The organism is Psychrobacter sp. TS_SC_6 (assembly GCF_056156305.1).
This window is the reverse complement of sequence record NZ_CM149590.1, coordinates 1,956,183-1,981,924: the sequence shown is the minus strand read 5'-3', so window position 1 is coordinate 1,981,924 and position 25,742 is coordinate 1,956,183. Positions and strand designations below refer to the sequence as shown.

The window sequence follows — 25,742 nt, the reverse complement described above, 5'->3', positions numbered from 1 at the left end:
TATTTTTAGATGTATCCGCATGATTAATTTACCATAGCAACAGGAGTTTATATGGCAGTTGGCATAGAAGACACGATAGAAGAAGCAAGGTTTGTTGAGCAAGCTCGTAACTTTGATATTCAGCGCGTTATTGTCAAGATTGGCTCATCGTTATTAACCAATAATGGTCGAGGGCTTGATCGAACTGCCATTTACGAATGGGCAAAGCAGATCGCCAAACTCCATAAGCAAGGCGTAGAGGTGCTGCTTGTCTCTTCAGGTGCTGTTGCTGAAGGGGTGGTGCGTATGAATCTTGAGGAGCGTCCTAAAAAACTGGCGGCATTACAAGCCTGTGCATCTGTCGGACAGATGGGTTTGATTGAAACTTGGTGGTCAGCATTGATTCAGCACGGTATTCAAAGCTCACAGTTGCTACTAACGCATGATGATTTGTCTAACCGTAGTCGCTATCTTAATACTACTGGCGCGCTTACGCAGCTACTAGAATGGCGTGTACTGCCGGTCATTAATGAAAATGATACCATTACTATTGACGAGATTAAGTTTGGTGACAACGATACTCTAGGGGCGATGGCAGCGGCGATGGTCAATGCCGACTTATACATTATCTTAACTGATCAAGAAGGTGTCTTTACTGACAATCCACGCAACAATCCTAATGCAAGAATGATCCGTCAAGAGCGTGCGATGGCTGATTATTTGTTTGATATTGCAGGTGATGGCGGCAAGCTTGGGCGCGGCGGTATGCTGACTAAGATTCGTGCTGGTCGTCTTGCTGCTATGGGCGGCTGTCCGACGGTAATTGTGAGTGGCGCTATTGATGATGTCATTACTCGTGTGGTATCAGGCGAAACAGTCGGTACCTTACTGACCACCAATGATCAAGACAAAATAATTGCTCGCAAACAGTGGCTTGCCGCACATTTGCGTATGTCGGGCTCTTTAATTGTTGATGCAGGTGCAGCAAAAGCAGTGGTTGAGCATCAAAAAAGCTTGCTACCAGTTGGCGTGTCTGAAGTGCGTGGTGATTTTGATGAAGGTGATGTGGTCGAAATCGTCCATCAGGATACTGGTGAGCGTATCGCCGTTGGTCAAGTCAACTTCTCTTCTCGCGATGCCTGCCGCGTTGCTCGTGAGCGTACTGAGCAGTTCGATCGTATCCTTGGTAACAAAGAAGAGCGTGTCGTCATGGTACACCGTGATAACTTAGCATTGACGATGTAAAAAAATTAATATCTATAGAGCTATAAATATCTTGATACTAAGCGCTTTGCTATTCTTTCCTTTAACGTAATTTATCCAGTGTTGTATGCGCTTTGGTGACATATAGTGCTGTTTTGGAGATTTGTACATGAGTGCTTCAGACAATAATAATTCGCTTGAGCAAAAATTTGCGCCTTTAAAAAATGATAGATTGCTACGTGCACTTCGTTTTGAGCCGATCGATACCACACCTGTTTGGATGATGCGTCAAGCTGGTCGTTATTTACCAGAGTATAAAGCGACCCGTGCTGAAGCAGGTGATTTTATGAGCCTGTGTAAAGATACTGCGCGTGCGACAGAAGTCACTTTACAGCCATTACGTCGTTATGATTTAGACGCGGCTATTTTATTCAGTGATATATTGACCATTCCTGATGCTATGGGATTGGGTCTCTATTTCGAAGCGGGTGAAGGTCCAAAGTTTAAACATCCTATTCGCCAGCAAGCTGATTTGGATAGATTGCCTGTGCTCGATGTCAATGATTCTCTTGATTATGTCATGCGTGCGGTAACCAGTATTCGTACTGCGCTCAATGGGCAAGTGCCGTTATTTGGCTTTTCTGGTAGTCCTTGGACACTAGCCACTTATATGATTGAAGGTGGTAGCTCAAAGGATTATCGCTATACCAAAGGCTTTTTGTATAGCAATCCTGAATTCTTACATCAATTGTTAGATAAGTTAGCGACGTCAGTGATTGATTACCTCGATGCGCAAGTCGTGGCAGGCGCACAGATACTACAAATATTTGATAGTTGGGGCGGCGCGCTAGGTCATCGTCAATTTATCGATTTCTCACATGCTTATAATAAGCGTATTGTCGCTGAGCTAAAGGTGCGTCATCCTGAAATACCGGTAGTGTTGTTTACTAAAGGCGGCGGGCTATGGCTTGATATTCAAGCGGATAGTGAGGCGGATGCGTTGGGTCTAGACTGGACGATGCCGATTGATCGCGCCCGTCAAGTTTTGACCGAAAGTCAGCGTCAGTTAACGAAGCACCATAAAAAACTACAAAGTAGCAAAGCCATTCAGGGTAATTTAGACCCAGCAACTTTATACGGCTCTCCAGCGACTATCCGTACTGAAGTCAATGCGATGCTCAATAGTGCTTATGCCAATGGCGAAAAGACCGGTTATGTGGCAAACCTAGGTCATGGTATTACCCAGTGGGTCAATCCTGACAATGCCAAAGTGTTCATCGATGCGGTACATGATTATAAAATTTAAAAAGTTAGATTTGAGATATAGTCTTTGCTATTAGGCAGATTCTATCTCTCATATTCATTAAGTAATAGTAAAATAGCAGAAAAGGATATCTTATGATTTCAGCAGCGATTGTCGGTGGGACAGGTTATACAGGTATTGAGTTGATACGTCTATTATCTGCTCATCCTGAAGTGTCTATTGATTTGCTAACCTCGCGTAGTGAAGCAGGCACTCGCGCTGATGAGATATTCCCAAGTTTACGCGGTATCTCAGATATTATATTTAGTGATTTAGGGGATAAGACGCTTGATGCGTTACAACAGTGCGATGTGGTATTTTTTGCTACACCGCATGGCGTTGCAATGAAGCAAGCAGAAGCGCTTACTCGAGCTGGGGTAAAAGTCATTGATTTGGCGGCAGATTTTCGTTTGCAGTCATTGAGCGAGTTTGAGCATTGGTATCAACAAACGCATACTTGTCCTGACCTACTAAAAACAGCCGTTTATGGTTTACCTGAAGTCAATCGCGCCAAAATCGCTAATGCTTTGGTGGTTGGTAACCCTGGTTGCTATCCGACTACGGCTATCTTGGGGTTAAAGCCGATAATTGACGCGCAAAATAAGCAATCTAAACAGTTTATTGAATCACGCATTGTTATCGATGCTAAATCTGGAGTTTCTGGCGCTGGTCGCCAAGCCAGTCTTGCACTGAATTATGCTGAAAGCACAGACAATTTTAAAGCATATAGCGTTGAAGGCCATCGCCATTTACCAGAGATTGAGCAAGGTGTTGCCCAGTTACTAGACAGTCAATTTAGCCATCGTATTCGTTTTTTGCCGCATCTGGTACCGATGATACGCGGTATGTTGAGTTCGATTCATATGGAGCTGACCGATACAGGTGCTTTAGTGGATTGGCAGCAAGTATTTGAGCAAAGCTATGCATTAGAGCAATTTGTAGATGTCATGCCAAAAGGGCTATATCCAGATACTCGCAGTGTGCGCGCTAGCAATCGCTTACGTATTGCTGTTCACCAAAACAATGAGCGTGCCGAATTAACTGTTATTGTCGTACAAGACAATTTAGTCAAAGGGGCAGCTGGGCAAGCAGTGCAAAACATGAATGTCATGTTTGGATTTGACGAGTCTCTTGGTTTAAATTTTGCGCCTATTGTTCCTTAACAGATGTTTACTTATGATTAAATTATCCTCATTTATGATACTAGGTATTGATTATAAATTCCGCTATAATAACTTGCCTTTCCTGTTAAGAGATACTGCCTAAATGCGTTTTAAGAGTGTACTACGCTTTTGCTCACCGCCAGCACGCTCATCGTGCCAAGACTCTGTTTCGTATAAATTGGAGCGTAGCTTACATTGTTCATCTCTCAATATTGAAACTCAGCGTAGTGTTATGAAGCATTACAGCATTGCTCGCTCGCAGCAGGGCGCTTCTACATTGGTGTTAGCGTTATTTGTGATTGCAATATTGGTAACGGCAGTCGTCGCATTATTATTTGGTCACAAACTTGGTTATCAACGTGGCTATTATTCACTGCAAAATGAAACCCAGCAAGCAGTCATTACCAGCAAAGAGTCGCTCCAAGAGCTAAAAGATTTACGTGTCAGTCATAAAATAGCGACCAATGAAGTTGCTACTTCTAAACAAGAATTAGAAATAAGTTTGGCAAATTTAAAAGAGTTACGCGAAAACCAGCGAGTTATTATGGTTGAAAATAGACAAGTAGCGCAGCTCAATGACCTCTATGCTGATATTGTGAGTGAGAAGGGCGGCATGCCTTTACAGATACTGGGCGCAAAGATTGAGCCCTTGCCTGAAAATGCCTTTGAATATGGCTTCGATATTGGTATGCTCGCAAGTGATGGTAAAGCCAAACGTTTGAATCCAACGCTGACTTTGCTTGATGATGATGATTTTGTAGAAGTGCCATTAGATCCCGTTAGCTACACGATTGAAGGCGTGACGCGTATACGTGGTCGCTTTACAATGCCAGTGGGTTTCAAGCCGTTACAAATCAAGCTAAATCTAAAAGCCGCTGGTCAAGAAATCGAGCAGTTGTATGATTGGAAGCTTGGTGCTAAAGTTGATAATATGCCATTATCACTGTTAGATTTGCCAGACGTCGATGAAAGTCCTATTAAGCCTTAATTGTCGTAGCAGATATCTAGTGTTACCCCTTATCTTTAATTATTTTATAGTTTCTTAAAGACAACCATTCATTAAACCTACTGATTCATCTGTATTCCAATTATGATAAAACAAACGATATCAAGAGCGACGCCAATCACATCAGATTGGCATTTTCCTAATATGCCCATGCGCCTTGCGCAAATTGGCACGCCTGAAGGCGAAACGACCCCACATGCTGATGTATTGGTGGCAGAGCCAGAAGTGGCCAAGCCGCCTATGTATGCCGTGGTAATGTATAATGATAATTACACGCCGATGGAATTTGTCGTCTATATTTTACAGTCTGAATTTCGTCATAGTGTGGATTCGGCCGTTGAGATTATGTTGACGATTCATAATAGTAGCAAAGGTATTGCTGGTATTTACCCTAAAGATATTGCTGAGACCAAGGCCAAAAAAGTTAACAGTCTGGCACATCGTGAAGGATATCCATTATTGACTCAAATCGAACCGCACCAAGGCGAGTAAAGCCTTACTTTAATTTTTGATGATATTCATTTATCTTCAACTCACTATATCTAACTATATATCTTTAATATTTCTCATAAAATATATTCTTTTAGTGTTTTTAGAGCAAGTTTATTTAGGTATGAACCTGCTCTGCACCTCTCTTTTTTAAACAAGCTTAGACTTTCTCATATAATCGCTTGTCTCATTACTGCCTGTCTTTATTCTCTTTTTGCATTATTCAAATTCTTGAATTGTCTGTAGCTATAGTACATGCGCTCTATTATTTTTTGAATGAATATTATCATTGAAAATGATCTAGGGACACTTCGATACATTTTAGTATGTGTTAATAGATTGACTATATCTGAGTATCATGTTGAGATAAAGACAAGTGAGGATCATAGCCAAGCCATAGAAGCCATTATTTAACAGCGTTATTTAATAATACTCATATTGCTCTTGAACAATCCATCTACCGCCCTGATTTACTTACTAACTCATTCATAAAGCTATCAATTATAAAGATAGGTATAACCGTAGGAAGTCGTTATGTTAAGTCGTCATCTTGAAGTTTCTTTGCGTTTAGCAATGACACTTGCGCGCCAAAAATCGCATGAGTATCTCACTGTTGAACACCTTTTACTGTCACTCTTAGAAAATACGCACGCTGCCAACACATTGACAGCCTGCAATGCAAATGTCTCAGCACTACGTACTGAGCTTGAGGCTTATATTAACAAGCATACGCCAACGGTTGATCCTGATACTGAGCAATCCCCGCAGCCGACTCAAAGCTTCGATCGTATTCTACAACGGGCTATTTTTCATGTGCAGTCTATTGGTGGCGGTCGTTTGGTTGAAGGGTCGGATATTCTGGTGTCGATGTTTTCAGAACATGATACTTATGCGGTTTATTTGCTCAAAAAACAGGGCATCAGTCGTCTTGAGCTGACTCAATACTTATCACATGGTCAAGATAAAGATGAGCCATCTGAGCCGCGTGCTTCTGTGACGGGAGAGCGCCGTAGTAGTGCCTCAGAAAAAACCAGTAAAGATCCATTGGTTGAGTTTGCGACCAACTTAAATCAGTGTGCTGCTGAAGGTAAAACGGATCCATTGATTGGGCGAGGTCCTGAGATTGAGCGTGCCGCGCAAGTTTTGTGTCGCCGCCGCAAAAATAATCCATTATTAGTCGGTGAGCCGGGTGTTGGTAAAACCTCTATTGCTGAAGGGTTGGCGTGGTTGATTATCAATGATAAAGCCCCGAAACCACTGAATGGTTGCGTGATTTATAGTCTTGATATTGGCTCATTGATTGCGGGTACTAAATATCGTGGCGATTTTGAGAAACGTATGAAATCGCTATTAGATGCGCTGAAGAAAAAACCCAATGCTATCTTGTTTATTGATGAGATTCATATGATTATTGGCGCTGGCTCATCAATGAGTAGTAATATGGATGTGTCCAATCTGATTAAACCAGCACTTGCCAATGGTGAACTGCGTTGTATCGGTTCAACCACTTTTACTGAATACCGTCAAGTGTTTGAAAAAGACCACGCTTTATCGCGTCGCTTCCAAAAGATCGACGTGAAAGAACCAAGTGTTGATGATACGATTGATATTTTGCGTGGTCTTAAACCGCGGTACGAAGAGTTCCATAATGTGGTCTATACTGATGAAGCACTGGTTACTGCCGTCCAATTATCAGCGAAACATATCCATGAGCGTTTTTTGCCGGATAAGGCCATTGATGTTATTGATGAGGCTGGCGCTTATAAGCGTTTAGGGATCGTGGCTGATGCAGACGATCTAGAAGCGGAAGAAAGTTTCATTGCTGATATAGAGCAAGAGTTTGATGCAAAGATTGGGGCTGATGTTGACGGTTTCGACAGTGATAATTATAGTGATAACGAAATGCAGGATGAGGCAGATATTGCGAAAGCCGATGATCGTGCAAAATCGTCTGTTGATAAGAAAGCAAAAGGGAAGCGCGCTCCGATAAAAATTGATGTAGCAGATATCGAAGCGATTGTTGCCAAGCTTGCACGTATTCCGCCCAAGTCAGTATCTAGTGATGATAAGAGTATTCTTAAGCATCTAGATCGTGATCTTAAGCATCTGGTATTTGGGCAGGATGAAGCCATTGCAACTTTAGCAGATGCAATTAAGCTGTCTCGTGCTGGTCTGAAAGCACCAGATAAGCCAATAGGCTCCTTTATGTTTGCTGGTCCGACAGGGGTTGGTAAGACGGAAGTTTCTCGTCAATTGGCAAATTTGCTGGGTGTTGAGCTGGTGCGCTTTGATATGTCAGAGTACATGGAAGCACATACCGCTTCACGTTTGATTGGTGCGCCTCCAGGTTATGTGGGTTATGATCAAGGTGGTCTATTGACTGAAAAGATCAATCAGCATCCGCATTGTGTGTTATTGCTTGATGAGATCGAAAAAGCGCATCCGGATGTATTTAATTTGTTATTACAAGTGATGGATCACGGTACATTGACAGATAATAATGGTCGGGTTGCTATCTTTAAGCAGGTCATTGTTATTATGACGACCAACGTCGGTGCTGAGAGTATCAGTCGATCTTCTATGGGCTTTACCCAGCAAGATCATAGCCGTGACAATACAGAGTCACTCAAGCGTGTGTTTACTCCGGAATTCCGTAACCGTCTTGATGCTATTATCCAGTTTAATCCGCTTGATACTTCAGTCGTTGTATCCGTGGTTGATAAATTCTTGGTTGAGCTACAGGTACAACTTGACGATAAGCAAGTTACTTTAGAGATTGATGATGAGGTACGTGATTATCTGGCAGCCAAAGGCTATGATCGCTTAATGGGTGCACGTCCAATGCAGCGCTTGATTCAAGACGAAATCAAAAAGCCTTTGGCAAATATGATTCTATTTGGTGATTTAGTGAATGGCGGGGTTGTACATTTAACCTTGGAGCCAGAGGCATTAGATGGTGATACTGTGAAGCTCGATAAGTCGTCAGATAAAGGGTCAGCGGATAGCCGTATTATATTAACTGTCGTTGAGACTCATGAGCCACGTCCAGACTCCGAATCATTAGCCAGTTAAGTTATCTTTCGCACTATGATAAAAACGGTTACTGCGGTAACCGTTTTTTTATTGCTATTATATATGATAACGCAACCCTAATATTTTGTTAATATCAACCTTAACTCATCCTGATAACAAATAAAAAAGGATTCATCATGGAATTGTTTGACGTACAACCCACAAAAACAGTCGCGCAAAAGCAAGCGATTCTCGACAATGTACGCTTGCCAGAAGATTGGAAGCAGGCGTTGTCAGAAGAATTAACTTCTGACAATATGGATAGCTTGCGAGCTTTTTTAAAAGAAGCCTATCAGTCAGAAGATGGTATTTATCCCCCAGCACAGCTGATATTTAATGCGTTTAATTTGACACCTTTATCACAGGTGAAAGTTGTTATCTTAGGGCAAGATCCTTATCATCGTCCTGGACAAGCAATGGGGCTGTCCTTTTCTGTCCCTAAAGTTATCCCAAAGCCTCCATCACTTAACAATTTATTGAAAGAGATGGCGGACGATATTGGCATCAAACCTTCAGCACATGGTGATTTGACGTATTGGGCACAGCAAGGCGTATTATTGTTAAATAGCTCCTTAACAGTAAGAGAAGGCGAACCAAACAGTCATCAAAATCAAGGCTGGGAGAAGTTCACGGATGCGGTTATTGATGTTATTAATGAGCAGACTGAGCATACTGTTTTTATTTTATGGGGCAGTAAAGCTCAGAAAAAGGGCAAGTATATCAATACTGATAAACATCTGATTTTGACCGCCGTACATCCATCACCACTTGCTGCTAATCGTGGTGGTTTTTTTGGTTCTAAGCCGTTTTCCAAAACCAATGATTATCTGGTGCAATATGGTCAAACGCCTATCGACTGGCAATTACCACAGTAAATGAAAAATTTTCTAAACACCAATGTATTGCCTTGCCAGCTAATACATAGTCCATTTACTAATGGTAGTCCGCTGATAGGTGAGCAGATTAAAACAGCTCTATTTTGGTCTGTTGAGGATATCAAGTGGATGAAAAAAGCGCTAAAACTTGCCAAGCAAGGCGCTGAGAGAGAAGAAGTGCCAGTAGGAGCTCTCTTGGTACATAACCAGCAAATTATTGGTCAGGGGTTTAATGAGCCGATTGGACGCTGTGATGCGACGGCTCATGCTGAAATCGTAGCGTTAAGAGATGCTTGTACACGCTTAAAGAATTATCGCTTGCCCCTAAAGACGACCTTATATGTGACTTTAGAACCCTGTACCATGTGCATGGGTGCGATGATTCATGCGCGTGTGGATAGATTGGTATATGCAGCGCATGAGCCAAGAGCAGGGATGCTTGGTAGTCAAATGAACTTGGCTGAACAGCCTTTTTATAATCATCGTATGCAAGTCGATGCAGGCTTGTGCCGTGAGCACAGCAGCCAGATGCTCAAAGATTTTTTTCGGCAGCGTAGAAAAGTGGCAAAAGCCAATCGTAAGATAAGCGATTAACAAGATATGATTCTTGCTGCTAGTGATAGGTGGCTTTGTTTGCTATAATATCGCCCTATTTACTTGTTAATAGATTGATTTTCTTATAATGCTTTGATAAGTAAGTAAAAAATGCCTTATTTATACTTTTATGATTATTTATGTGGTTATAGAAAGCGCCGACTTTAAGTGAGTATTATGACTGTTTCCAACCCTAATGCGATTACTAACAGTGAGAAGCCCTCATTGCGTTATCCTGTTATTTGTATTGATGGGCCAAGTGGCGCAGGTAAAGGCACAGTTACATGGCGCTTAGCACAAGCTTTAGGGTATCAGCTACTTGATTCAGGTGCGTTATATCGTATCGTTGGACTTAAGGCGTTTGAAGCGGGATTGATTACTGCTGATGCAAGCCAAACCATTGATGAGATGGCTGTATTAGCGTTAACTCAAAGCTTAGAGATTGCTTTTGTACCTAACAATGCATCAGGACGTGTCGATATTATCGTCAATGGCGATGCAATTGGTGAGCAAGTTCGTAATGAAACGGTTGGCGGTTACGCATCACAGATAGCAGTATTTCCAAAAGCTCGTCGAGCATTGCTAGCGCTGCAACAAGATATGGCAACTCGTTCAGGATTGGTTGCGGATGGTCGTGATATGGGTACAGTTGTGTTTCCGGACGCTGACGTTAAGGTGTTTTTGACAGCCAGTGCTGAAGCGCGTGCTGAGCGCCGTGTAACACAGCTACTAAATGCTGGTCAAGTAGCAGATTTTGAAGCGATTCTAGCGACGATTAAGGCCCGTGATGATCGTGATGAAAATCGTACGACGGCACCATCAAAGCCTGCAGCAGATGCGCTACTATTAGACAGCTCTGACTTAGATGCTGATACAGTTTATGAGCAAGTAAAACAATATTGTCAGGATAAAGGTATTTGCTTCAATAGCCAATAATAACAAACTAGTAAGTATGAAAAGGTTTCCTATGGGATTGATTTTAGTATAAAATTACAGTAGTAGATGCCAATAATCTTTAGCAAATAATGGAATCTACTGTTTAAAGCACATAAGTTAAAAAATATAGCACATTTTAATATAAGACAGTTGTTGCTAGTGAGTTTGCTGAACCATTTGCTTATTACCAACAAACGTTTTTTTATATGACTGCATAGGATATAAAACCAGTATTCTCGTTTTATACAGTTATAAATTTGATCCGTACTGTGCTGGACAGGATACGGCTATACAAAGGTAGACATAATGGAATCATTTGCTGAACTATTTGAAGCGAGCATCGAAGAAACAGGTCTGGATATCGAGCGTGGCTCGGTTATCACTGGTACTGTTGTCGCCATCGATAACGACTGGATCACTGTTGATACTGGTCTAAAATCTGAGGGTATCGTCGCTCGTGAAGAGTTTTTAAGCGAAGAAGGCGAACTTGAAGTTGAAGTTGGCGATACAGTAGACGTCGTGGTTGAAGCGGTTGATAACGGTATGGGTCAAACCTTACTGTCACGTGAAAAAGCCAAACGCGTTGAGACTTGGAATTTCCTTGAAAAAATCTCTGACAATGATGAGATTGTAAAAGGTATTATCTCTAGCAAAGTAAAAGGCGGCTTTACCGTAGATATCGGTTCAGTACGCGCGTTCTTGCCAGGTTCTTTAGTAGATGTACGTCCTATCCGTGATACGACGCATCTAGAAGGTAAAGAGTTAGAATTCAAAGTAATCAAACTTGATCAAAAACGTAATAACGTTGTAGTTAGTCGCCGTGCGGTTATGGAAGCTGAAAACTCAGCTGAGCGCGAAGAGCTATTGAACAAGCTTGAAGAAGGTATCGAGATCGAAGGTATCGTTAAGAACCTAACTGATTACGGTGCATTCGTCGATCTTGGTGGTATTGATGGTCTATTGCACATCACTGATATGGCATGGCGCCGTATCAAGCACCCATCTGAGGTTGTTGAAGTTGGTCAAGATCTTAAAGTTAAAGTACTTAAGTTTGACCGTGAGCGCAATCGCGTCAGCTTAGGTCTAAAACAACTAGGTACTGATCCTTGGGATAACGTTGGCGGCACATATCCAGTGGGTGCAGTTGTGAAAGCTCGCGTAACCAACTTGACTGATTATGGTTGTTTCGCTGAAATCTCTGAAGGTATTGAAGGTCTAGTACACGTATCAGAGATGGATCATACCAACAAAAACATCCATCCGTCGAAAGTTGTTCAAGTGGGTGATGAAGTTGAAGTAATGATCCTTGATATTGATGAAGAACGTCGTCGTATCAGCTTAGGTATCAAGCAAACTCTAGCCAATCCATGGGATGAGTTTGATAAGAAACATGAGCGTGGTGATAAAATCACTGGTACGATCAAATCAATCACTGACTTCGGTATCTTTATCGGTCTAGATGGTGGTATTGATGGTCTGGTTCACTTGTCAGACATTTCTTGGAATGAAACTGGCGAAGATGCTATCCGTAACTACAACAAAGGCGACACTGTTGAAGCAATGGTATTGTCTGTAGATTCAGAAGCCAATCGTATCAGCCTAGGCGTGAAGCAATTAACGTCAGATCCATTTAATGAATACCTAGTCAATAATGACCGTGGTGCTATCGTTAATGGTAAAGTAAAAGAAGTAGACGCTAAAGGTGCTACTATCGAACTTGCTGATGAAGTTGAAGCGTATCTACGTGCCTCTGAGATTCAACGTGACCGCGTTGAAGATGCGACTAAACATCTAACGGTTGGTGATGATGTAGAAGCGAAAATCATCAGTGTTGATCGTAAAACGCGTAACATCAGCCTGTCTATCAAAGCGAAAGACGAAGCTGAAGAGCGTCAAGCGATTAAAGAGTTAAGTAGCACAACTACGACCAGTACTGCTGCTGCTGGTTCTGATGCACAACCAAAAACGATTGGTGACTTGATCAAAGAACAAATGCAATAAGCTATTTACTGCTAATGTTATGATCTTATAAAAGAAAGCGACTCCGGTCGCTTTTTTTTATGATTAAATTTTAGTATTAACGATAACTGATACAGTTTTTTCCTTGATAGAGGAAGTCTTGTTTCCAATTTCCTTCAATATCCGCTATCATTTACAACATCGAGTAACGAGATATAAAATCAGATCCAAGTCATTATAAATGAACAGATATTTAGTCAACAATAGCGTGGTTGTCAGCTATTATTTTGTAATATCTGTGGTGATCATTTTAGTTATTTCCATCATCTTATCTATCAATGAACAAGGCAAGTATGATAATGCAACAAACAATCAATAAGTCTGAATTTATTAGTAATCTGAGCGCAAATTGTGACACGATGACAGATACCGTTGTCGATGACGCTGTACGCGAGATATTAAATTTGATGACTCATACGCTCGCCAATGATGGTCGAGTAGAAGTTCGTGGGTTTGGCAGTTTTTGTCTTCATCATCGCCGTGCTCGTATGGGTCGCAATCCTAAAACAGGTGAAAGCGTACCAGTACCTGCAAAAGCAATTCCGCATTTTAAGCCAGGCAAAGCATTACGTGAAGCCGTAAACGAAAAAGTAGCAGGCGGCTAGTAAGCCAGTTGAAGTAATATAAGATATCCTATCGATCTATTATCAACATATGAGCCGATTTTTCTTATTTATACTAACCCTTTTATAATGTAGTAATATCAATCAGTATGGCTTAGTTTTTATTCATCTATCTGTTCTATTAAAAACTTAAGGAGACGTCTGATGCGTATTTTATTATTAGTGCTGCTGTTTTTAAGCTTCGCTTATTCACTGGCTTTGGTATTGGCAAACAATGCTGAGATTGGTGTGAATTTGCTGTTTTCACAAGCGCCTACGATGAATTTGGGTTTGCTACTGATTCTGTGTCTGATACTTGGTATCGTCATCGGTATGTTATTGGCATTGCTGATTTTCCGTGTTTTACAAAACAAGTGGGAAATATCGCGTCTACAAAAGGCAAACGCCAATTTGCAAGAGCAGATAACCCAAGCCAATGTGGTGATTGATCGTCAAGCGAATGCACCAACTGTAGAAGAAGCTGTTTATGGCGCCACAGCAGTCAATGTACAGGATACGACAACGCCCAATACTCATCACAATGCCAATGTGCATGATGGAGCAAGTTTGACCAAGCAAAAACGCGATTACTGATAATTTGTAAGACACGTTTTTATGGCTCATTCTAAATATTATAATTTGAAACCCGATATAAAGAGGCATAACAATGAACAACGCAATTAATTCTCCTGTCATCGTTGCGTTAGATAATATGACGAAGGATGCCTCTCTTGCATTAGCTGACCAATTAGATCCGGCATTATGCCGATTGAAAGTAGGTAAAGAGTTGTATACTCGCTGTGGTCCTGAGATAGTCAAAGCACTCCATCAGCGCCAGTTCGAAGTTTTTTTAGACCTTAAATTCCATGATATCCCCAATACCACCGCGCAAGCAATATTGGCCGCCGCTGAGCTTGGTATATGGATGGTTAACGTCCATGCTAGTGCTGGCTTTGAGGCAATGTCATTGGCAAAACAGCGCTTGCTAGATAATAAGTTCGATACGTTACTGATAGCAGTGACTGTCTTAACATCTATGGACAATGAAGCACTCATACAAACGGGCATCACCGATGGTTTAGAGGCACAAGTGAGCCGCTTAGCACAATTGACCAAGCAAGCTGGTCTCGATGGTGTGGTATGCTCAGCACAAGAGGCAAAGGCACTAAAGACATTATGTGGTCAGGATTTTAAACTGATTACACCTGGTATTCGTCTGTTAGATGACAATGCTGATGATCAAAAGCGTATCTGTACACCAAGACAGGCATTAGATGATGGCTCTGATTATTTGGTGATTGGGCGCTCAATTACCCAAGCAGCAGATCCTGCAGCGAAATTACAGTTAATACTCCAAACTCTCTAACTTTTCAATTAGATACTTCAGTCAAAAAGTAAAAAGACAGCCTAATCCGCTGTCTTTTTACTTTTTGTCCCTAGATGAAAAGGTGCTAAACTGTTTATGTTTATTTAATGATATAGGCTGCTATGAAATTACAGATTTTGAGTGACTTACATATTGACAGTTATATACGTCAATCTCATCCGATAGGGCATATCCCCAAAACCGACGCAGACATCGTACTGGTGGCGGGAGATACAGCAAATAGCGATATTGGTATGCCATGGCTACAAGAGCAAGCAGCGCGCTTACAAGTCCCTCTAATCACTATCGCTGGTAATCATGAGTACTTCAATGAAGATGTGCTGCATTTTGATAAAAAGCTGGCGACTTGGAACAATTATGATAGTGAGTCAAAGCAGGGCGTACGATTTTTGCAGTGTCAGCATATTGATATCGGAGAGGTGCGCATTTTAGGTTGTACGCTTTGGACAGACTATCAATATCAAGCCAATGAAGAGACTAGGGCAGTGGCAATGCGCTTTATGCGTGACTACAAACAGATCTATGCCGGTAGCGAGCTATTTTCACCTGAAATATCGATACAGATTCATGCTAAGCAGCGTCAATGGCTTAAACAAGCATTGATAACGGCAAAAGCACTGGGAAAAAAGACGGTGGTGATGAGTCATCATAGTATCAGTCCATTATCTGTCTCTGAGAAATATGCTGAGCTACCAAGTAATGCTGCATTTATCAGTGATTTATCAAGCTGGATGTATGAAGAATGGGCACCAGCACTATGGGTGCATGGGCATACGCATGAAGCATTTGATTACTACATTCATAAGACGCGCGTCATCGTCAATCCGCGTGCTTATCCAAATGAGGTTAGTAGTACGGCATTATCATTTAAATGGGATAGAGTAATTGATATCAGTTAGTCAAACGTAGTAAATATGAGTCTTTATTTTTGAGGTCATAGCGTTTCAGTTCTCATAAAACGAACGGGTTTGTTCTCGATATATTTGCTTTAAATTATATTGCAATTGGAATTATATTTGGTTCATTCCTGAGAGAGAATCTGATAGGCTTGTATGATGAGTAAACTTCCTAATAACACCACATCGCGCCTATCCGCTGAGAAGCTTGCGAGCCATACTCCAAGTGCACCAGCGCCCTCACATCTTCCTGATAGTATGATGTCGTCGGTCAGGTTGTTGCCTGAAGATAAGCGCCTGATTTTGTTTACCAGACATTCCCTGCGTGAGCGCTCTGATGGTAATGGTTTTGCCAGTTATCAGCTGCCATTGACACCCAAAGGTCGTATATTGGCAAAATCTTGGGGTCGTTGGTTGGCAGGACATCTGCCGTATTCGCTCGATGTTGATAGCATTTCAAGCCCGATTGGTCGCTGTATTGATACCGCGCAGCTGATGCAAGAAGGGGCAGGACTAAGGCGTGATATCGCATACCAATCATTACTGGTTGAACCCGGTAGTCTCGTGACTGAGCCTGATATTGCAAATCCCATCTTTAAAGAGATTGGTGTTCTCAATTTTATCAATCGATTCTTGCAAGGCAATCTTGAAGGCACCAAAAATGCTTATCAGGGCGGTCTCGATATTCTATCGCTTTTTTATCAAAATCAGCCGCAACACGGGCATCTAATGCTTGCTGTCAGCCATGACACTTTATTATCTGCATTCTTAGCGGTGATGTTTGATGTTGTTGAGATTGATTGGAACGATTGGCCAAAAATGATGGAAGGGGTATTTTTGTGGTTCGATGACAAGCCATTCGAGCAGGCAAGTGCGTATTTTGTCTGGCGCGGTGAATTTTATGTACGTCCAATACACACTTTGCTTGAAGCCTACCGTACTGCTGGCTTTCATCCGAATAAGCTATTATTGCCACCAGAAGTAAAATGGACATAAGCGTTATTTACGAAATTATTAATTGCTTTTGAGCAGGCATAAAAAAACCTTGCCCCAGTATTAGAACCAGTGACAAGGTTTTAGTTACGATGCTACCAAAGCATCATACGGTCTAAACACAACCAATCTTAAGCTAGTAAGCCTTTGATGGTTTTGTTTAAGCGGCTCTTACGACGAGCAGCTTTATTCTTATGAAGAATACCTTTGTCAGCCATACGATCAAGAACCGGTACCGCTTTTTTGTAAGCTTCGGTAGCCGCGTCATAATCTTTAGCAGCGATAGCCGCGTCAACACGTTTCAAATAAGTACGAACCATAGAGCGTTGTGACGCAGAGTTCTGACGACGTTTGGTATTTTGACGGGCGCGTTTACGAGCTTGTGCAGTATTAGCCACGCGAATCTCCTTGATAAAGACAGATAAAATTATGAATGTGGATTGCAATAAAGGGTTTAACCATCATCGATAACGAGCAGCCGTCTCGCCGAGCATGATGTCGATGCCTACTATTAAAGTATCTGATAGTAATAAATCATCGCAAGCGCCAAAACTGTTTGGAATAATTAAACAGCGTTGACGTGTAAAGCCGGTTATCTTAGCAAATTATCGTCCTTAGGACAATAAGTTTGATGATTAATGCTCAAAGAAGTTACGGTATTACGTGGATGAGCAGGATTTTATGCCTTTAATGGGTATTTATAGAGGTATTTATCACAATATTGAGTGAGTATTTGAGTCCAAACCAGCGTATGAGCTGAGTGAAACTGTTTGCTGATAAAATCTCTTACAATAAATCATGCATAATAGCCTCGATGATTGATTAATTTAGGTATGATACTACAGTGGTAAGCGTCACCGACGGACTTTAAAAAGTCACATTTTTGACGATCATAAGTATTCCAACACTCTATAAATGGATAGGATATGCAGCGAAAAGCAATGGTAATAGGTGCAACGGGATTGGTCGGGCAACATCTTGTAAAGCAGCTGAGTGAGATTTATGACACATTGATTGTGATTGCACGGCGTCCTCCTCGCTACATCAATGCGAGCATGCGTTTTTATCAAGTGAATGATTTTGACAACTTAGCCGAAATCTTTGCCAGCATTGGCGCTGATCGGAAAACGGATGCTTTTAGTTGCTTGGGTACCACCAAAAAACAAGCGGGTAGTGATGAAGCTTTTCGCAAGATTGACCATGATTATAATGTTGGTTTTGCCAAACTCTGCCAAGATAAAGGCGTTGAAAACTTCTTTTTATTGTCCTCGATGAATGCTGACATCAACAGTCGCTTTTTATATAATCGGGTAAAGGCTGAAACGGAAGAGTCCATAATGGCATTAGGGTTTGCCCAATTGGTTATTTTCCGTCCATCGTTACTACTTGGTAAGCATAAGGGTCGACCGCTTGAAAGTCTGGGACAAAAAGCCTTTCAGCTTATCTCGCCATTGGTGTCCGAATCATTATCCTTACATCCTATTTCAGCTAAGCGTGTCGCTAGTGCCATGGCGATGAGCGCCCATGATATCTATCATCGCAGTAAATACCGCAGCAAACCCGCGATTAAAACCACTGATATTATCGAAAATAAACAGATGCTTGCGATGACCCGCGTAAAGAATTAAGCTACTAACCAGATAAATTTTACATTTACTACTATAATAAATAGCCTAAGTAATTTTTGATTTATTTAATAAATCAAAACAATTTAACCATAATAGACAAGGAGTCTTACCATGCCAGAATCAGCAACAATGACCAAAGAAAACTTTGTAACTTGTGATTTATTAGATGCCAATCCTGAATCACAGGTATGTCTGCCTAATATCGAAGGTAAATCGTTTTACAGTTTTGGCGGCAAAGACAAATTCTGCGGTGAGATTGTGACCGTCAAATGTTTTGAAGATAATAGTCGCGTCAAATCGTTGCTTAACAATGATGGTAAAGACAAAGACGGTAATGGCAAGGTGTTGGTCGTTGACGGCGGTGGTTCGATGCGTTGTGCGCTGTTAGGTGATATGATTGCACAGTCGGCTATTGATAATGGCTGGGCAGGGGTTGTGGTGTATGGCTGTGTTCGTGATGTTGATGATATGGCGCAGATGGATATCGGGGTCATGGCGCTTGGTTGTATCCCGCGTAAATCAAATCGCCGCGATGAAGGTCAAACTGATCTTGAAATCAGCTTCGGTGATTTAACGCTAAATTCTGGTATGTTTGTCTACGTAGACAATAACGGCATTATCGCTAGTAACAAGCCATTAATTTAAAGAAAAAGTCTGTTTTTGAAGAATTTCCTATAAAGACTTCAGCTTGCGAGCTGAGGTCTTTTCGTTTATCAGCCCCATTCTTAGCCATAAATTTTTACTTTATAAAGTGTTTTGCTCTTTATATTTTTTATAATAATGCTATGTGACAAACCGTTACGGCATAAATTTTGGTAATTGCGCAAATATTCGTATAATAGCTTTCTGACTCTTAACATTGATCTTACTCTTTATGCCTATCACTGCTTTGACTGACGCCTTCGACCCTATTAATCAGCAATTATTCCCTATCCAAAATGCCCAGCGCCGCTGGCTTGCACCTGTGCACGGTGCAGTCAGCAGTTTATGGCTGGCAAGTTTGGTGCAAGCACCTATATGGAATGTTGCCGAACGTCTAAAAGTCGTAGTGACGCGTGACCAAAATCAGCTCAATCAAATAGAGACAGAATTGGCATTTTGCGGTGTGGATGCTCATGTATTTCCTGATTGGGAGACGCTGACCTATGATGAGTTGTCACCGCATCAAGATATTGTCAGCGAGCGTATCAATTTATTAACTGATATGCCAACATCAGGCGTGCTACTGATATCTGTGCAAGCATTAATGCATCGTGTTGCGCCACCAAGCTGGTTAATTGGACAGCATTTTGATTTAAGTGTTGGTGATCAATTTGATATCAATACCCAACGCAGCTTATTAGTAAAAGCAGGTTACCGAGTGGTAGATAATGTCTTCGAGCCAGGTGAATTTGCAGTACGTGGTAGTATCATTGATATATTTGCCATGGGTCAGCCATTCCCGCTACGTCTAGATTTATTCGACGATGAAATTGAAACCATTCGCTTTTTTAATCCGCAGACCCAACGGACATTAACTGTTGATGATTTAAAATCAATGATGAGTGGCAACGATAGTAGTATGGGCAAAGAGTCATTGTCGCTACTGCATAAACTGCCAGACATCTCAAAGCCTATTAAACAGTTTCAGATCCTACCCGCAAAAGAGTTTCCACTTGATGAGGGGCGTGAAACCTTTCGCACCAATTTTGCTGCCATGTTCCCCGATAGCAATAGCCGTAAGTTCGAGTTGCATAAAGATGTGATGGCAGGCATTGCGAGTAGCGGACTGGAATATTATCAGCCACTATTTTTTGATTTAAAAGACTGGACGGTGGAAAGTAGTTTATTTTCTTATCTGCCAAGCGATACGCTATTCATCACTGATGAGATGATTCATGAAAAACAGGCGGATTACTGGTCGCAGATCCAGCGCCGCTATGAAGAGCGCCGTCATGATATCGATAAGCCTATTGTCGCCCCTGAGTTGCTGTATTTATTATCAAATACTCTTAACGAGCATCTCAATCATTATCCACGCGTGATACTCAGTGCACGTAATGAACTTTCGACAATGAACGATGGGCCTGCGATTGACGAGTCAGTATTGGAGAATCAATTACAGTTAACTGCACAAATACCGTTAGATTTTGCTCAAAATAAACAGCAAGGCTTAGTAACGTTAAGTGCGCAAGAACCGCCACAGTTAGCTGTCAATCATCAAAAATCAGAGCCGCTCACTGAGCTGCTCGCGTTTTTAGAATTACAGGCACAAATGGCAACACCGGTATTGATTGTCGCTGAGACAGCAGGTCGTCGTGAGATTCTTATTGAGCTGTTTAAAGGTAAAATCGATATCAAGGCTTATGATAGCTTTGAAACGTTTTTAGCCGCCGATAAAACAACGGGGCTTAATAATAAAAAGTTGCCACAGGTTGGTCTAACGGTTGCACCTATTGAACGCGGTGTCTATGTGCCTGAGCGTTTGGTGCTGATTAGCGAAACGCAATTATTTGGTCGACAAGTGCTGCAAACACGCCGTCGTCGTCAAAGCGGCGTCTCAGAAGAGTTCTTAGTTAAAAGCGTCACTGAAATAACTGATGGCAGCCCAGTCGTTCATATTGAGCATGGTATTGGGCGTTATAGTGGTCTGATAACCTTAGATGTCGGAGATGGTGAGCAAGAATTTATCCACTTAAAGTACGCTGATGATGCCAGTATTTACGTGCCGGTTGCCAACTTGCAAATGATTAATCGCTATAGCGGCGGTGATCCCGCGCTTGCGCCATTGCATAAGATTGGTAGCGGAAAATGGGATAAAGCCAAGCAAAAGGCACTGGAGCAAATTCACGATGTTGCTGCGGAATTGCTCAATATGCAAGCACGGCGTGAGGCAAAGGTCGGTATCCACTTTAAAATAGACCCATCACAGTATGAGCTATTTGCTAGCCAATTTGCCTTTGAAGAAACGCCTGATCAAGCCAACGCCATCCATGCGGTTATGGAAGACATGCGACAAAACCAGCCAATGGATCGTCTCATCTGCGGCGATGTAGGTTTTGGTAAAACGGAAGTTGCCATGCGAGCCGCCTTTATTGCGGTCAGTGCCGGTTACCAAGTGGCCGTCTTGGTGCCAACCACCTTGCTAGCCGGTCAGCATGAAGATAATTTCCGCGATCGTTTTGCTGATTGGCCGGTACGTATTGAAACCCTTTCGCGTTTTGGGGGTAAAAAACATCAAGATACAGTATTGGCGGACTTGGCAGCTGGTAAGGTCGATATTGTTATCGGCACTCATAAACTGCTACAACCCGATGTGAAATTCTCTAATCTAGGATTAATGATTGTCGACGAAGAACATCGCTTTGGCGTGCGTCATAAAGAGCGTATCAAGGCGATTCAGACCAATGTCGATAGTATGTCGATGACAGCGACTCCGATTCCTAGAACGCTCAATATGGCACTCTCTGGCATGCGTGACATGTCGATTATTGCCACGCCACCAGCCCGTCGTCTTGCGATTAAGACCTTTGTCATGCAGAAGACCGACGCTTTGATGAAAGAGGCTATCTTGCGTGAGTTGTTGCGTGGTGGTCAGGTTTATCTATTGCATAATGATGTGGCCAGTATTGAGCGCATGGCAGAGACCATACGTGAACTGGTGCCTGAAGCGCGAGTAGGGGTCGCTCATGGGCAAATGCAAGAGCGTCAACTAGAGCAAGTCATGCAGCAGTATTATCATAAAAAATTCAATGTGTTGGTATGTTCTACCATTATTGAGACCGGTATTGATGTACCGAATGCTAATACCATTATTATCGAGCGCGCGGATAAGTTTGGTTTGGCTCAATTACATCAGCTGCGTGGTCGCGTGGGTCGTAGTCATCATCAAGCTTATTGCTATCTCCTTGTACCGTCTATTAAGGGGCTTAAAGGAGATGCTAAGCGCCGATTGCATGCTATTGAGCGCGCTAACACATTAGGTGCAGGCTTTATGCTGGCAAGTGAAGACCTAGAGATTCGCGGTGCTGGGGAAATACTTGGTAAGCAGCAAAGTGGTAATATGCAGGCAATTGGTTTCAGTCTATATATGGATATGCTGGAGCGAGCAACAAAGGCGATTAAAGCCGGTAAAGAGCCTGATTTAAGTACACCATTATCGCTAACCAGCGAAATTAATCTGCATAGCTCGGCACTGATACCGGAAGAGTATCTGCATGATGTGCATCAGCGTTTGTTATTTTATAAACGTATTGGCAATGCCGATGACAAAGAGGCACTGACTGATATTCGAACTGAAATGATTGATCGTTTTGGTGTTTTGCCGGACCAGACCAAGCAGTTATTTGCTGTTCATGGCTTACGCATACAAGCCGAGCCTCTAAAGATTAATAAAATTGATGCCAATAGTAATAGCATGACGCTTGAGTTTGCACCCGATACGCCAGTCGAGGCTTTGGCGATTATTAAGCTGATTCAAGCAAATGGGCAGCGCTATCGCATGAATGGTGCTTCTGGCATTCGCTATCAGGATGCTGATAAATTGGCAACACCGCAGCAGCGTGTTACGGTGATTCAAGAGTTATTAAGCTATTTTAGAAAGCATATGGTGGTAGAGTCGATTTAGGAATTCAATCATCACTATATACTATGAAAAATAATTGTTTAACCTTTACCTTATAGGTTAAAAGACTTAAAAAGTAGGACGTTTAGGCAATAAATTATGACGCTATTTTATCGATTGGATAACTGATAAAATAGCGTCACTGTATTTTTACCTTAAATATCTGTTTTAAATGTTAAGCCTAATCTTTCTTTCTTATTCTTTTACTTGAGTTTCATAACAAGAGAACCGCCATTATGTTCCAACTTCATCATAAACTTGCTGCTGATAGTTTTTTAGTGGGTGATTTCCCATTATCAACCTGTCGCTTAATCAATGATTGTCAGTTTCCATGGTTGATATTGGTGCCACGAGTATCAGGCATCAAAGAATTGTATGAGTTGTCTGAGGCCGACCAAACGCAGTTTTTGCGTGAGTCGAGCTGGTTATCAAGTCAGCTCGCTAAAACTTTTCAGGCAGATAAGATGAATGTGGCAGCACTCGGCAATCAAGTACCACAGCTTCATTTTCATCATATTGTCCGCTATCAAAACGATATGCAGTGGCCAAATCCAGTATGGGGCGTTCCTGCAGTGCCTTATAGCAAAGAAGTATTGGCGCAAATGCAACAGACTTTGATGATGGCACTTCGCGGTCACCATCAAATGCCGTTTGATTGGCAGATGTAACTAACTACTTAATAATAGTGTTAACATTGCTTAGTACCTGTCAGTTAAAAGGAGCCAGATATATTATCTGGCTTTTTTGCCATTGGCTCAAACTTCATATTTATGTTTAATATAAAGTCTTGAGATGATGATTTCATTGGCTTTGGTAACAAAATAAATGACAAGCGGTATGCTTTGAGGACTCAATGACATAGCTGTTAATAAAATTAAAACGTATAATACGTAAATTAACTGTTTAATTTCTCTTATATTATTTATAAGCATAAATATTTTTTATAAGGATAAGGTACATTATTTATACTATCTTTATGAGTACTTTCAATGATTTTACTGATTTAAGCGAATAGCTCTCATGGCACTTTTAGACACCTTTAGCCCAAAAAAATCTATACAAGGTGCTGATGTCTGTCGATTTGATTATCCTGAAATTTTTGTTCTCATACTCAGCGTAATACTGCTCGCTATCCATTTTGACTTCAGTCCAACTTCGATGGCCCTTTTAATCGTTGTCTGCTTACCTAGCCTCATGATTTTAATTTATAACTTTCGTCGTCAAAAAAGCTTTTGGACGTCTAATATCGTTATTATTTTATTGTCTTCTGTTATTGGTTCCATTCAGTTTTGTCCCATTATCTCATTAAGTTTAGCGTCGTTGATCGGATTGCGTATTATTATTAGCAGCCCTGAGGATCATCTAAAGCTGTTTTCTGTATCCATCGTTACCATCATTGTTTTTTACTACGTTAGTGTCATTTTGAGTAGTGCCGAGATAGATTGTCACACCACTTGGATAACGCCTATCATCTTGCTAGCAACGATGCTCGTAATGCTTTATCACTTTCGCCATATATATTATGAGTATATTCATTATGAGGCACGGGCTGAGCAAGTGGCTGGGCGCTTAAGTACGATGGTGTCGGTAATCAATAAGTTAACACGTTTCGTACCACCGCAAGTATGGGAACCTATTGTTAAAGCGGATAGTCCAGTTGCCGTCGCTAATAAACGGGCTAAGCTGACGATTATGTTTTCAGATATTGTTGGTTTTACTGAACTGTCTGATAGCTTAAGTGCAGATAATTTGGCCGATATTTTAAACACTTATATGCACTGTATGACCTTGATTGCCAATAAACATGGGGCAGTACTAGATAAGTTTATCGGCGATGGTATGGTCTGCTTTTTTGGTGAGCCGAGTAGCCGTGGTCCTCGTCAAGATGCCCTAGACTGTGTAGCTATGGCAATAGATATGCGCCGTGAGATGCGCACACTGCGGCAAAAATGGCGACTGATGGGTTTCGAGGGATTACATATACGCGTAGGTATTACCACAGGCTACTGTCATGTAGGTAACTTTGGTAGTAATAATCGTCTGAGCTACACGCTTATTGGCAAAGAAGCTAATCTGGCTTCAAGGCTGGAAGCAGTCGCTGGTAAGGGTGAAATATACATCAGCGAAAGCACTCACGACTATATCGCTCATGATTTTGACTGTGAATATGCAGGTGCTTTTCAGTTAAAAGGATTCGATAATAAAATAAGCGCTTGGAAAGTATTGGATCCTGATGAGAATAAAGGAAAACTATCAAAATGGATCGACCATACGCTACCAGGTTTTAACCTGCATTTAAATTTTAGAGACATGCAAGATATTGATTATCAAGATATCAGAATTCGTCTAAACCTTGCACTTGAACGCATTGCCCAAGAAGAAGAAGCAGTTGCTATTGAAATAAGTAAAGCCAGTAAAAAAGAAGGGAAGCATAAATAATTTATAGCAATAGCATTATGATAGTAAATAATTTTCTTTGCTCATGGATAGATTGTGACTACTTAAAGTATCAGATATTAGAATAGGAAAAGCCAGCTATAAGATATAGTTGGCTTTTTTATGAGTATAAAGTCATCAATAATTAGTGATTTTCTTTAGCATGGTTCAAAGTGTACTTAGGAATCTCAATGACTAAATCGTCATCCTCAAGCATCACCTGGCAGGACAAGCGTGAATCAGGCTCCAGCCCCCAAGCACGATCAAGTAAGTCGGCTTCGATATCATCCATCTCATCCAAGCTATTAAAGCCTTTGCGTACGACGACATGGCAAGTTGTACAAGCTTTTGACATCTCGCAAGCATGTTCGATCTTGATGCCTTTTTCGAGTAAGGCTTTACATAAATTTTCGCCTGCTGCTAATTCAACTTCGATGCCTTTGGGGCAAATTTCGTGATGGGGTAATACGGTGATTTTTGGCATAAGGTAGTCTATCCGGTGCTAATCCATTTAAAATAACATCTAAAAGTATAAAAACGTGCTTAATTTGACACATC

General features: G+C 41.5%; 22 protein-coding genes. 20 read left to right on the top strand and 2 right to left on the bottom strand.

Annotation, left to right across the window (positions count from 1 at the left end; genetic code table 11):
• Positions 1-51: 51 nt before the first annotated feature.
• The 15 genes from proB (at position 52) to AC0J5Y_RS08320 (ending at position 16,520) form a co-directional block, all read left to right on the top strand.
• Entirely contained in the window at positions 52-1,224 is a 1,173-nt protein-coding gene (gene proB / locus AC0J5Y_RS08390) for a glutamate 5-kinase (RefSeq protein WP_475130274.1), read from the top strand.
• A gap of 127 nt (positions 1,225-1,351) precedes the next feature.
• A complete protein-coding gene (gene hemE, locus AC0J5Y_RS08385; RefSeq protein ID WP_475130273.1) occupies positions 1,352-2,488 on the top strand; it encodes a uroporphyrinogen decarboxylase in 1,137 nt (378 codons plus the stop codon).
• 92 nt (positions 2,489-2,580) lie between these two features.
• Positions 2,581-3,648, top strand: coding sequence for an N-acetyl-gamma-glutamyl-phosphate reductase (gene argC, locus AC0J5Y_RS08380; RefSeq protein ID WP_475130272.1), 1,068 nt, complete (start codon positions 2,581-2,583; stop codon positions 3,646-3,648).
• A gap of 232 nt (positions 3,649-3,880) precedes the next feature.
• A complete protein-coding gene (locus AC0J5Y_RS08375) occupies positions 3,881-4,636 on the top strand; it encodes a hypothetical protein (protein WP_475130271.1) in 756 nt (251 codons plus the stop codon).
• Between the two features lie 102 nt (positions 4,637-4,738).
• Positions 4,739-5,146: an ATP-dependent Clp protease adaptor ClpS gene (locus AC0J5Y_RS08370; RefSeq protein WP_475130270.1), complete on the top strand. Its 408-nt coding sequence runs from the start codon at positions 4,739-4,741 to the stop codon at positions 5,144-5,146.
• A gap of 531 nt (positions 5,147-5,677) precedes the next feature.
• Complete coding sequence (clpA, locus tag AC0J5Y_RS08365; RefSeq protein WP_475130269.1) at positions 5,678-8,215, top strand: ATP-dependent Clp protease ATP-binding subunit ClpA; 2,538 nt, start codon at positions 5,678-5,680, stop codon at positions 8,213-8,215.
• Positions 8,216-8,352: 137 nt separating this feature from the next.
• Positions 8,353-9,090 (top strand): uracil-DNA glycosylase, encoded by a 738-nt coding sequence (locus tag AC0J5Y_RS08360; RefSeq protein WP_020443774.1) that lies wholly within the window; start codon positions 8,353-8,355, stop codon positions 9,088-9,090.
• Positions 9,091-9,684: a tRNA adenosine(34) deaminase TadA gene (gene tadA / locus AC0J5Y_RS08355; RefSeq protein WP_475130268.1), complete on the top strand. Its 594-nt coding sequence runs from the start codon at positions 9,091-9,093 to the stop codon at positions 9,682-9,684.
• Between the two features lie 177 nt (positions 9,685-9,861).
• Positions 9,862-10,620 (top strand): (d)CMP kinase, encoded by a 759-nt coding sequence (cmk, locus tag AC0J5Y_RS08350; RefSeq protein WP_475130267.1) that lies wholly within the window; start codon positions 9,862-9,864, stop codon positions 10,618-10,620.
• 306 nt (positions 10,621-10,926) lie between these two features.
• Complete coding sequence (gene rpsA, locus AC0J5Y_RS08345; RefSeq protein ID WP_475130266.1) at positions 10,927-12,621, top strand: 30S ribosomal protein S1; 1,695 nt, start codon at positions 10,927-10,929, stop codon at positions 12,619-12,621.
• A gap of 317 nt (positions 12,622-12,938) precedes the next feature.
• Positions 12,939-13,244, top strand: coding sequence for an integration host factor subunit beta (locus AC0J5Y_RS08340; protein WP_475130265.1), 306 nt, complete (start codon positions 12,939-12,941; stop codon positions 13,242-13,244).
• Between the two features lie 162 nt (positions 13,245-13,406).
• The gene (locus AC0J5Y_RS08335) at positions 13,407-13,835 is read left to right on the top strand and encodes a lipopolysaccharide assembly protein LapA domain-containing protein (protein ID WP_475130264.1); all 429 of its coding nucleotides are present in this window, start codon (positions 13,407-13,409) and stop codon (positions 13,833-13,835) included.
• Between the two features lie 73 nt (positions 13,836-13,908).
• The gene (gene pyrF, locus AC0J5Y_RS08330; protein ID WP_475130263.1) at positions 13,909-14,607 is read left to right on the top strand and encodes an orotidine-5'-phosphate decarboxylase; all 699 of its coding nucleotides are present in this window, start codon (positions 13,909-13,911) and stop codon (positions 14,605-14,607) included.
• A gap of 122 nt (positions 14,608-14,729) precedes the next feature.
• Positions 14,730-15,527: a metallophosphoesterase gene (locus AC0J5Y_RS08325; protein ID WP_475130262.1), complete on the top strand. Its 798-nt coding sequence runs from the start codon at positions 14,730-14,732 to the stop codon at positions 15,525-15,527.
• 156 nt (positions 15,528-15,683) lie between these two features.
• Positions 15,684-16,520: a histidine phosphatase family protein gene (locus tag AC0J5Y_RS08320; RefSeq protein WP_475130261.1), complete on the top strand. Its 837-nt coding sequence runs from the start codon at positions 15,684-15,686 to the stop codon at positions 16,518-16,520.
• Positions 16,521-16,648: 128 nt separating this feature from the next.
• Here AC0J5Y_RS08320 and rpsT read toward each other — a convergent pair whose 3' ends face one another.
• Positions 16,649-16,915 carry a 30S ribosomal protein S20 gene (rpsT, locus tag AC0J5Y_RS08315; RefSeq protein ID WP_011513993.1) on the bottom strand — a complete coding sequence of 89 codons (267 nt, stop codon included), beginning with the start codon at positions 16,913-16,915 and terminating at the stop codon, positions 16,649-16,651.
• Positions 16,916-17,443: 528 nt separating this feature from the next.
• Between rpsT and AC0J5Y_RS08310 the strand changes: the two genes are divergently transcribed.
• The 5 genes from AC0J5Y_RS08310 (at position 17,444) to AC0J5Y_RS08290 (ending at position 25,187) form a co-directional block, all read left to right on the top strand.
• A complete protein-coding gene (locus tag AC0J5Y_RS08310; RefSeq protein WP_475130260.1) occupies positions 17,444-18,145 on the top strand; it encodes an NAD-dependent epimerase/dehydratase family protein in 702 nt (233 codons plus the stop codon).
• 129 nt (positions 18,146-18,274) lie between these two features.
• Positions 18,275-18,790 carry a ribonuclease E activity regulator RraA gene (gene rraA, locus AC0J5Y_RS08305; RefSeq protein ID WP_475132133.1) on the top strand — a complete coding sequence of 172 codons (516 nt, stop codon included), beginning with the start codon at positions 18,275-18,277 and terminating at the stop codon, positions 18,788-18,790.
• Positions 18,791-19,019: 229 nt separating this feature from the next.
• Positions 19,020-22,751, top strand: a complete 3,732-nt coding sequence (gene mfd, locus AC0J5Y_RS08300; protein ID WP_475130259.1) for a transcription-repair coupling factor — start codon at positions 19,020-19,022, stop codon at positions 22,749-22,751.
• 233 nt (positions 22,752-22,984) lie between these two features.
• Positions 22,985-23,416, top strand: coding sequence for an HIT domain-containing protein (locus AC0J5Y_RS08295; RefSeq protein WP_011513989.1), 432 nt, complete (start codon positions 22,985-22,987; stop codon positions 23,414-23,416).
• 352 nt (positions 23,417-23,768) lie between these two features.
• Positions 23,769-25,187 carry an adenylate/guanylate cyclase domain-containing protein gene (locus AC0J5Y_RS08290; RefSeq protein ID WP_475130258.1) on the top strand — a complete coding sequence of 473 codons (1,419 nt, stop codon included), beginning with the start codon at positions 23,769-23,771 and terminating at the stop codon, positions 25,185-25,187.
• Between the two features lie 142 nt (positions 25,188-25,329).
• On the opposite strand, the gene fdx is transcribed toward AC0J5Y_RS08290, so the two are convergent.
• The gene (gene fdx / locus AC0J5Y_RS08285) at positions 25,330-25,668 is read right to left on the bottom strand and encodes an ISC system 2Fe-2S type ferredoxin (RefSeq protein ID WP_133104469.1); all 339 of its coding nucleotides are present in this window, start codon (positions 25,666-25,668) and stop codon (positions 25,330-25,332) included.
• Positions 25,669-25,742: the final 74 nt, after the last annotated feature.

Coding starts and splice junctions, on each gene's coding strand:
- proB (WP_475130274.1), top strand. CDS start 52: ATGGCAGTTGGCATAGAAGACACGATAGAAGAAGCAAGGTTTGTTGAG.
- hemE (WP_475130273.1), top strand. CDS start 1,352: ATGAGTGCTTCAGACAATAATAATTCGCTTGAGCAAAAATTTGCGCCT.
- argC (WP_475130272.1), top strand. CDS start 2,581: ATGATTTCAGCAGCGATTGTCGGTGGGACAGGTTATACAGGTATTGAG.
- AC0J5Y_RS08375 (WP_475130271.1), top strand. CDS start 3,881: ATGAAGCATTACAGCATTGCTCGCTCGCAGCAGGGCGCTTCTACATTG.
- AC0J5Y_RS08370 (WP_475130270.1), top strand. CDS start 4,739: ATGATAAAACAAACGATATCAAGAGCGACGCCAATCACATCAGATTGG.
- clpA (WP_475130269.1), top strand. CDS start 5,678: ATGTTAAGTCGTCATCTTGAAGTTTCTTTGCGTTTAGCAATGACACTT.
- AC0J5Y_RS08360 (WP_020443774.1), top strand. CDS start 8,353: ATGGAATTGTTTGACGTACAACCCACAAAAACAGTCGCGCAAAAGCAA.
- tadA (WP_475130268.1), top strand. CDS start 9,091: ATGAAAAATTTTCTAAACACCAATGTATTGCCTTGCCAGCTAATACAT.
- cmk (WP_475130267.1), top strand. CDS start 9,862: ATGACTGTTTCCAACCCTAATGCGATTACTAACAGTGAGAAGCCCTCA.
- rpsA (WP_475130266.1), top strand. CDS start 10,927: ATGGAATCATTTGCTGAACTATTTGAAGCGAGCATCGAAGAAACAGGT.
- AC0J5Y_RS08340 (WP_475130265.1), top strand. CDS start 12,939: ATGCAACAAACAATCAATAAGTCTGAATTTATTAGTAATCTGAGCGCA.
- AC0J5Y_RS08335 (WP_475130264.1), top strand. CDS start 13,407: ATGCGTATTTTATTATTAGTGCTGCTGTTTTTAAGCTTCGCTTATTCA.
- pyrF (WP_475130263.1), top strand. CDS start 13,909: ATGAACAACGCAATTAATTCTCCTGTCATCGTTGCGTTAGATAATATG.
- AC0J5Y_RS08325 (WP_475130262.1), top strand. CDS start 14,730: ATGAAATTACAGATTTTGAGTGACTTACATATTGACAGTTATATACGT.
- AC0J5Y_RS08320 (WP_475130261.1), top strand. CDS start 15,684: ATGAGTAAACTTCCTAATAACACCACATCGCGCCTATCCGCTGAGAAG.
- AC0J5Y_RS08310 (WP_475130260.1), top strand. CDS start 17,444: ATGCAGCGAAAAGCAATGGTAATAGGTGCAACGGGATTGGTCGGGCAA.
- rraA (WP_475132133.1), top strand. CDS start 18,275: ATGACCAAAGAAAACTTTGTAACTTGTGATTTATTAGATGCCAATCCT.
- mfd (WP_475130259.1), top strand. CDS start 19,020: ATGCCTATCACTGCTTTGACTGACGCCTTCGACCCTATTAATCAGCAA.
- AC0J5Y_RS08295 (WP_011513989.1), top strand. CDS start 22,985: ATGTTCCAACTTCATCATAAACTTGCTGCTGATAGTTTTTTAGTGGGT.
- AC0J5Y_RS08290 (WP_475130258.1), top strand. CDS start 23,769: ATGGCACTTTTAGACACCTTTAGCCCAAAAAAATCTATACAAGGTGCT.
- fdx (WP_133104469.1), bottom strand. CDS start 25,668: ATGCCAAAAATCACCGTATTACCCCATCACGAAATTTGCCCCAAAGGC.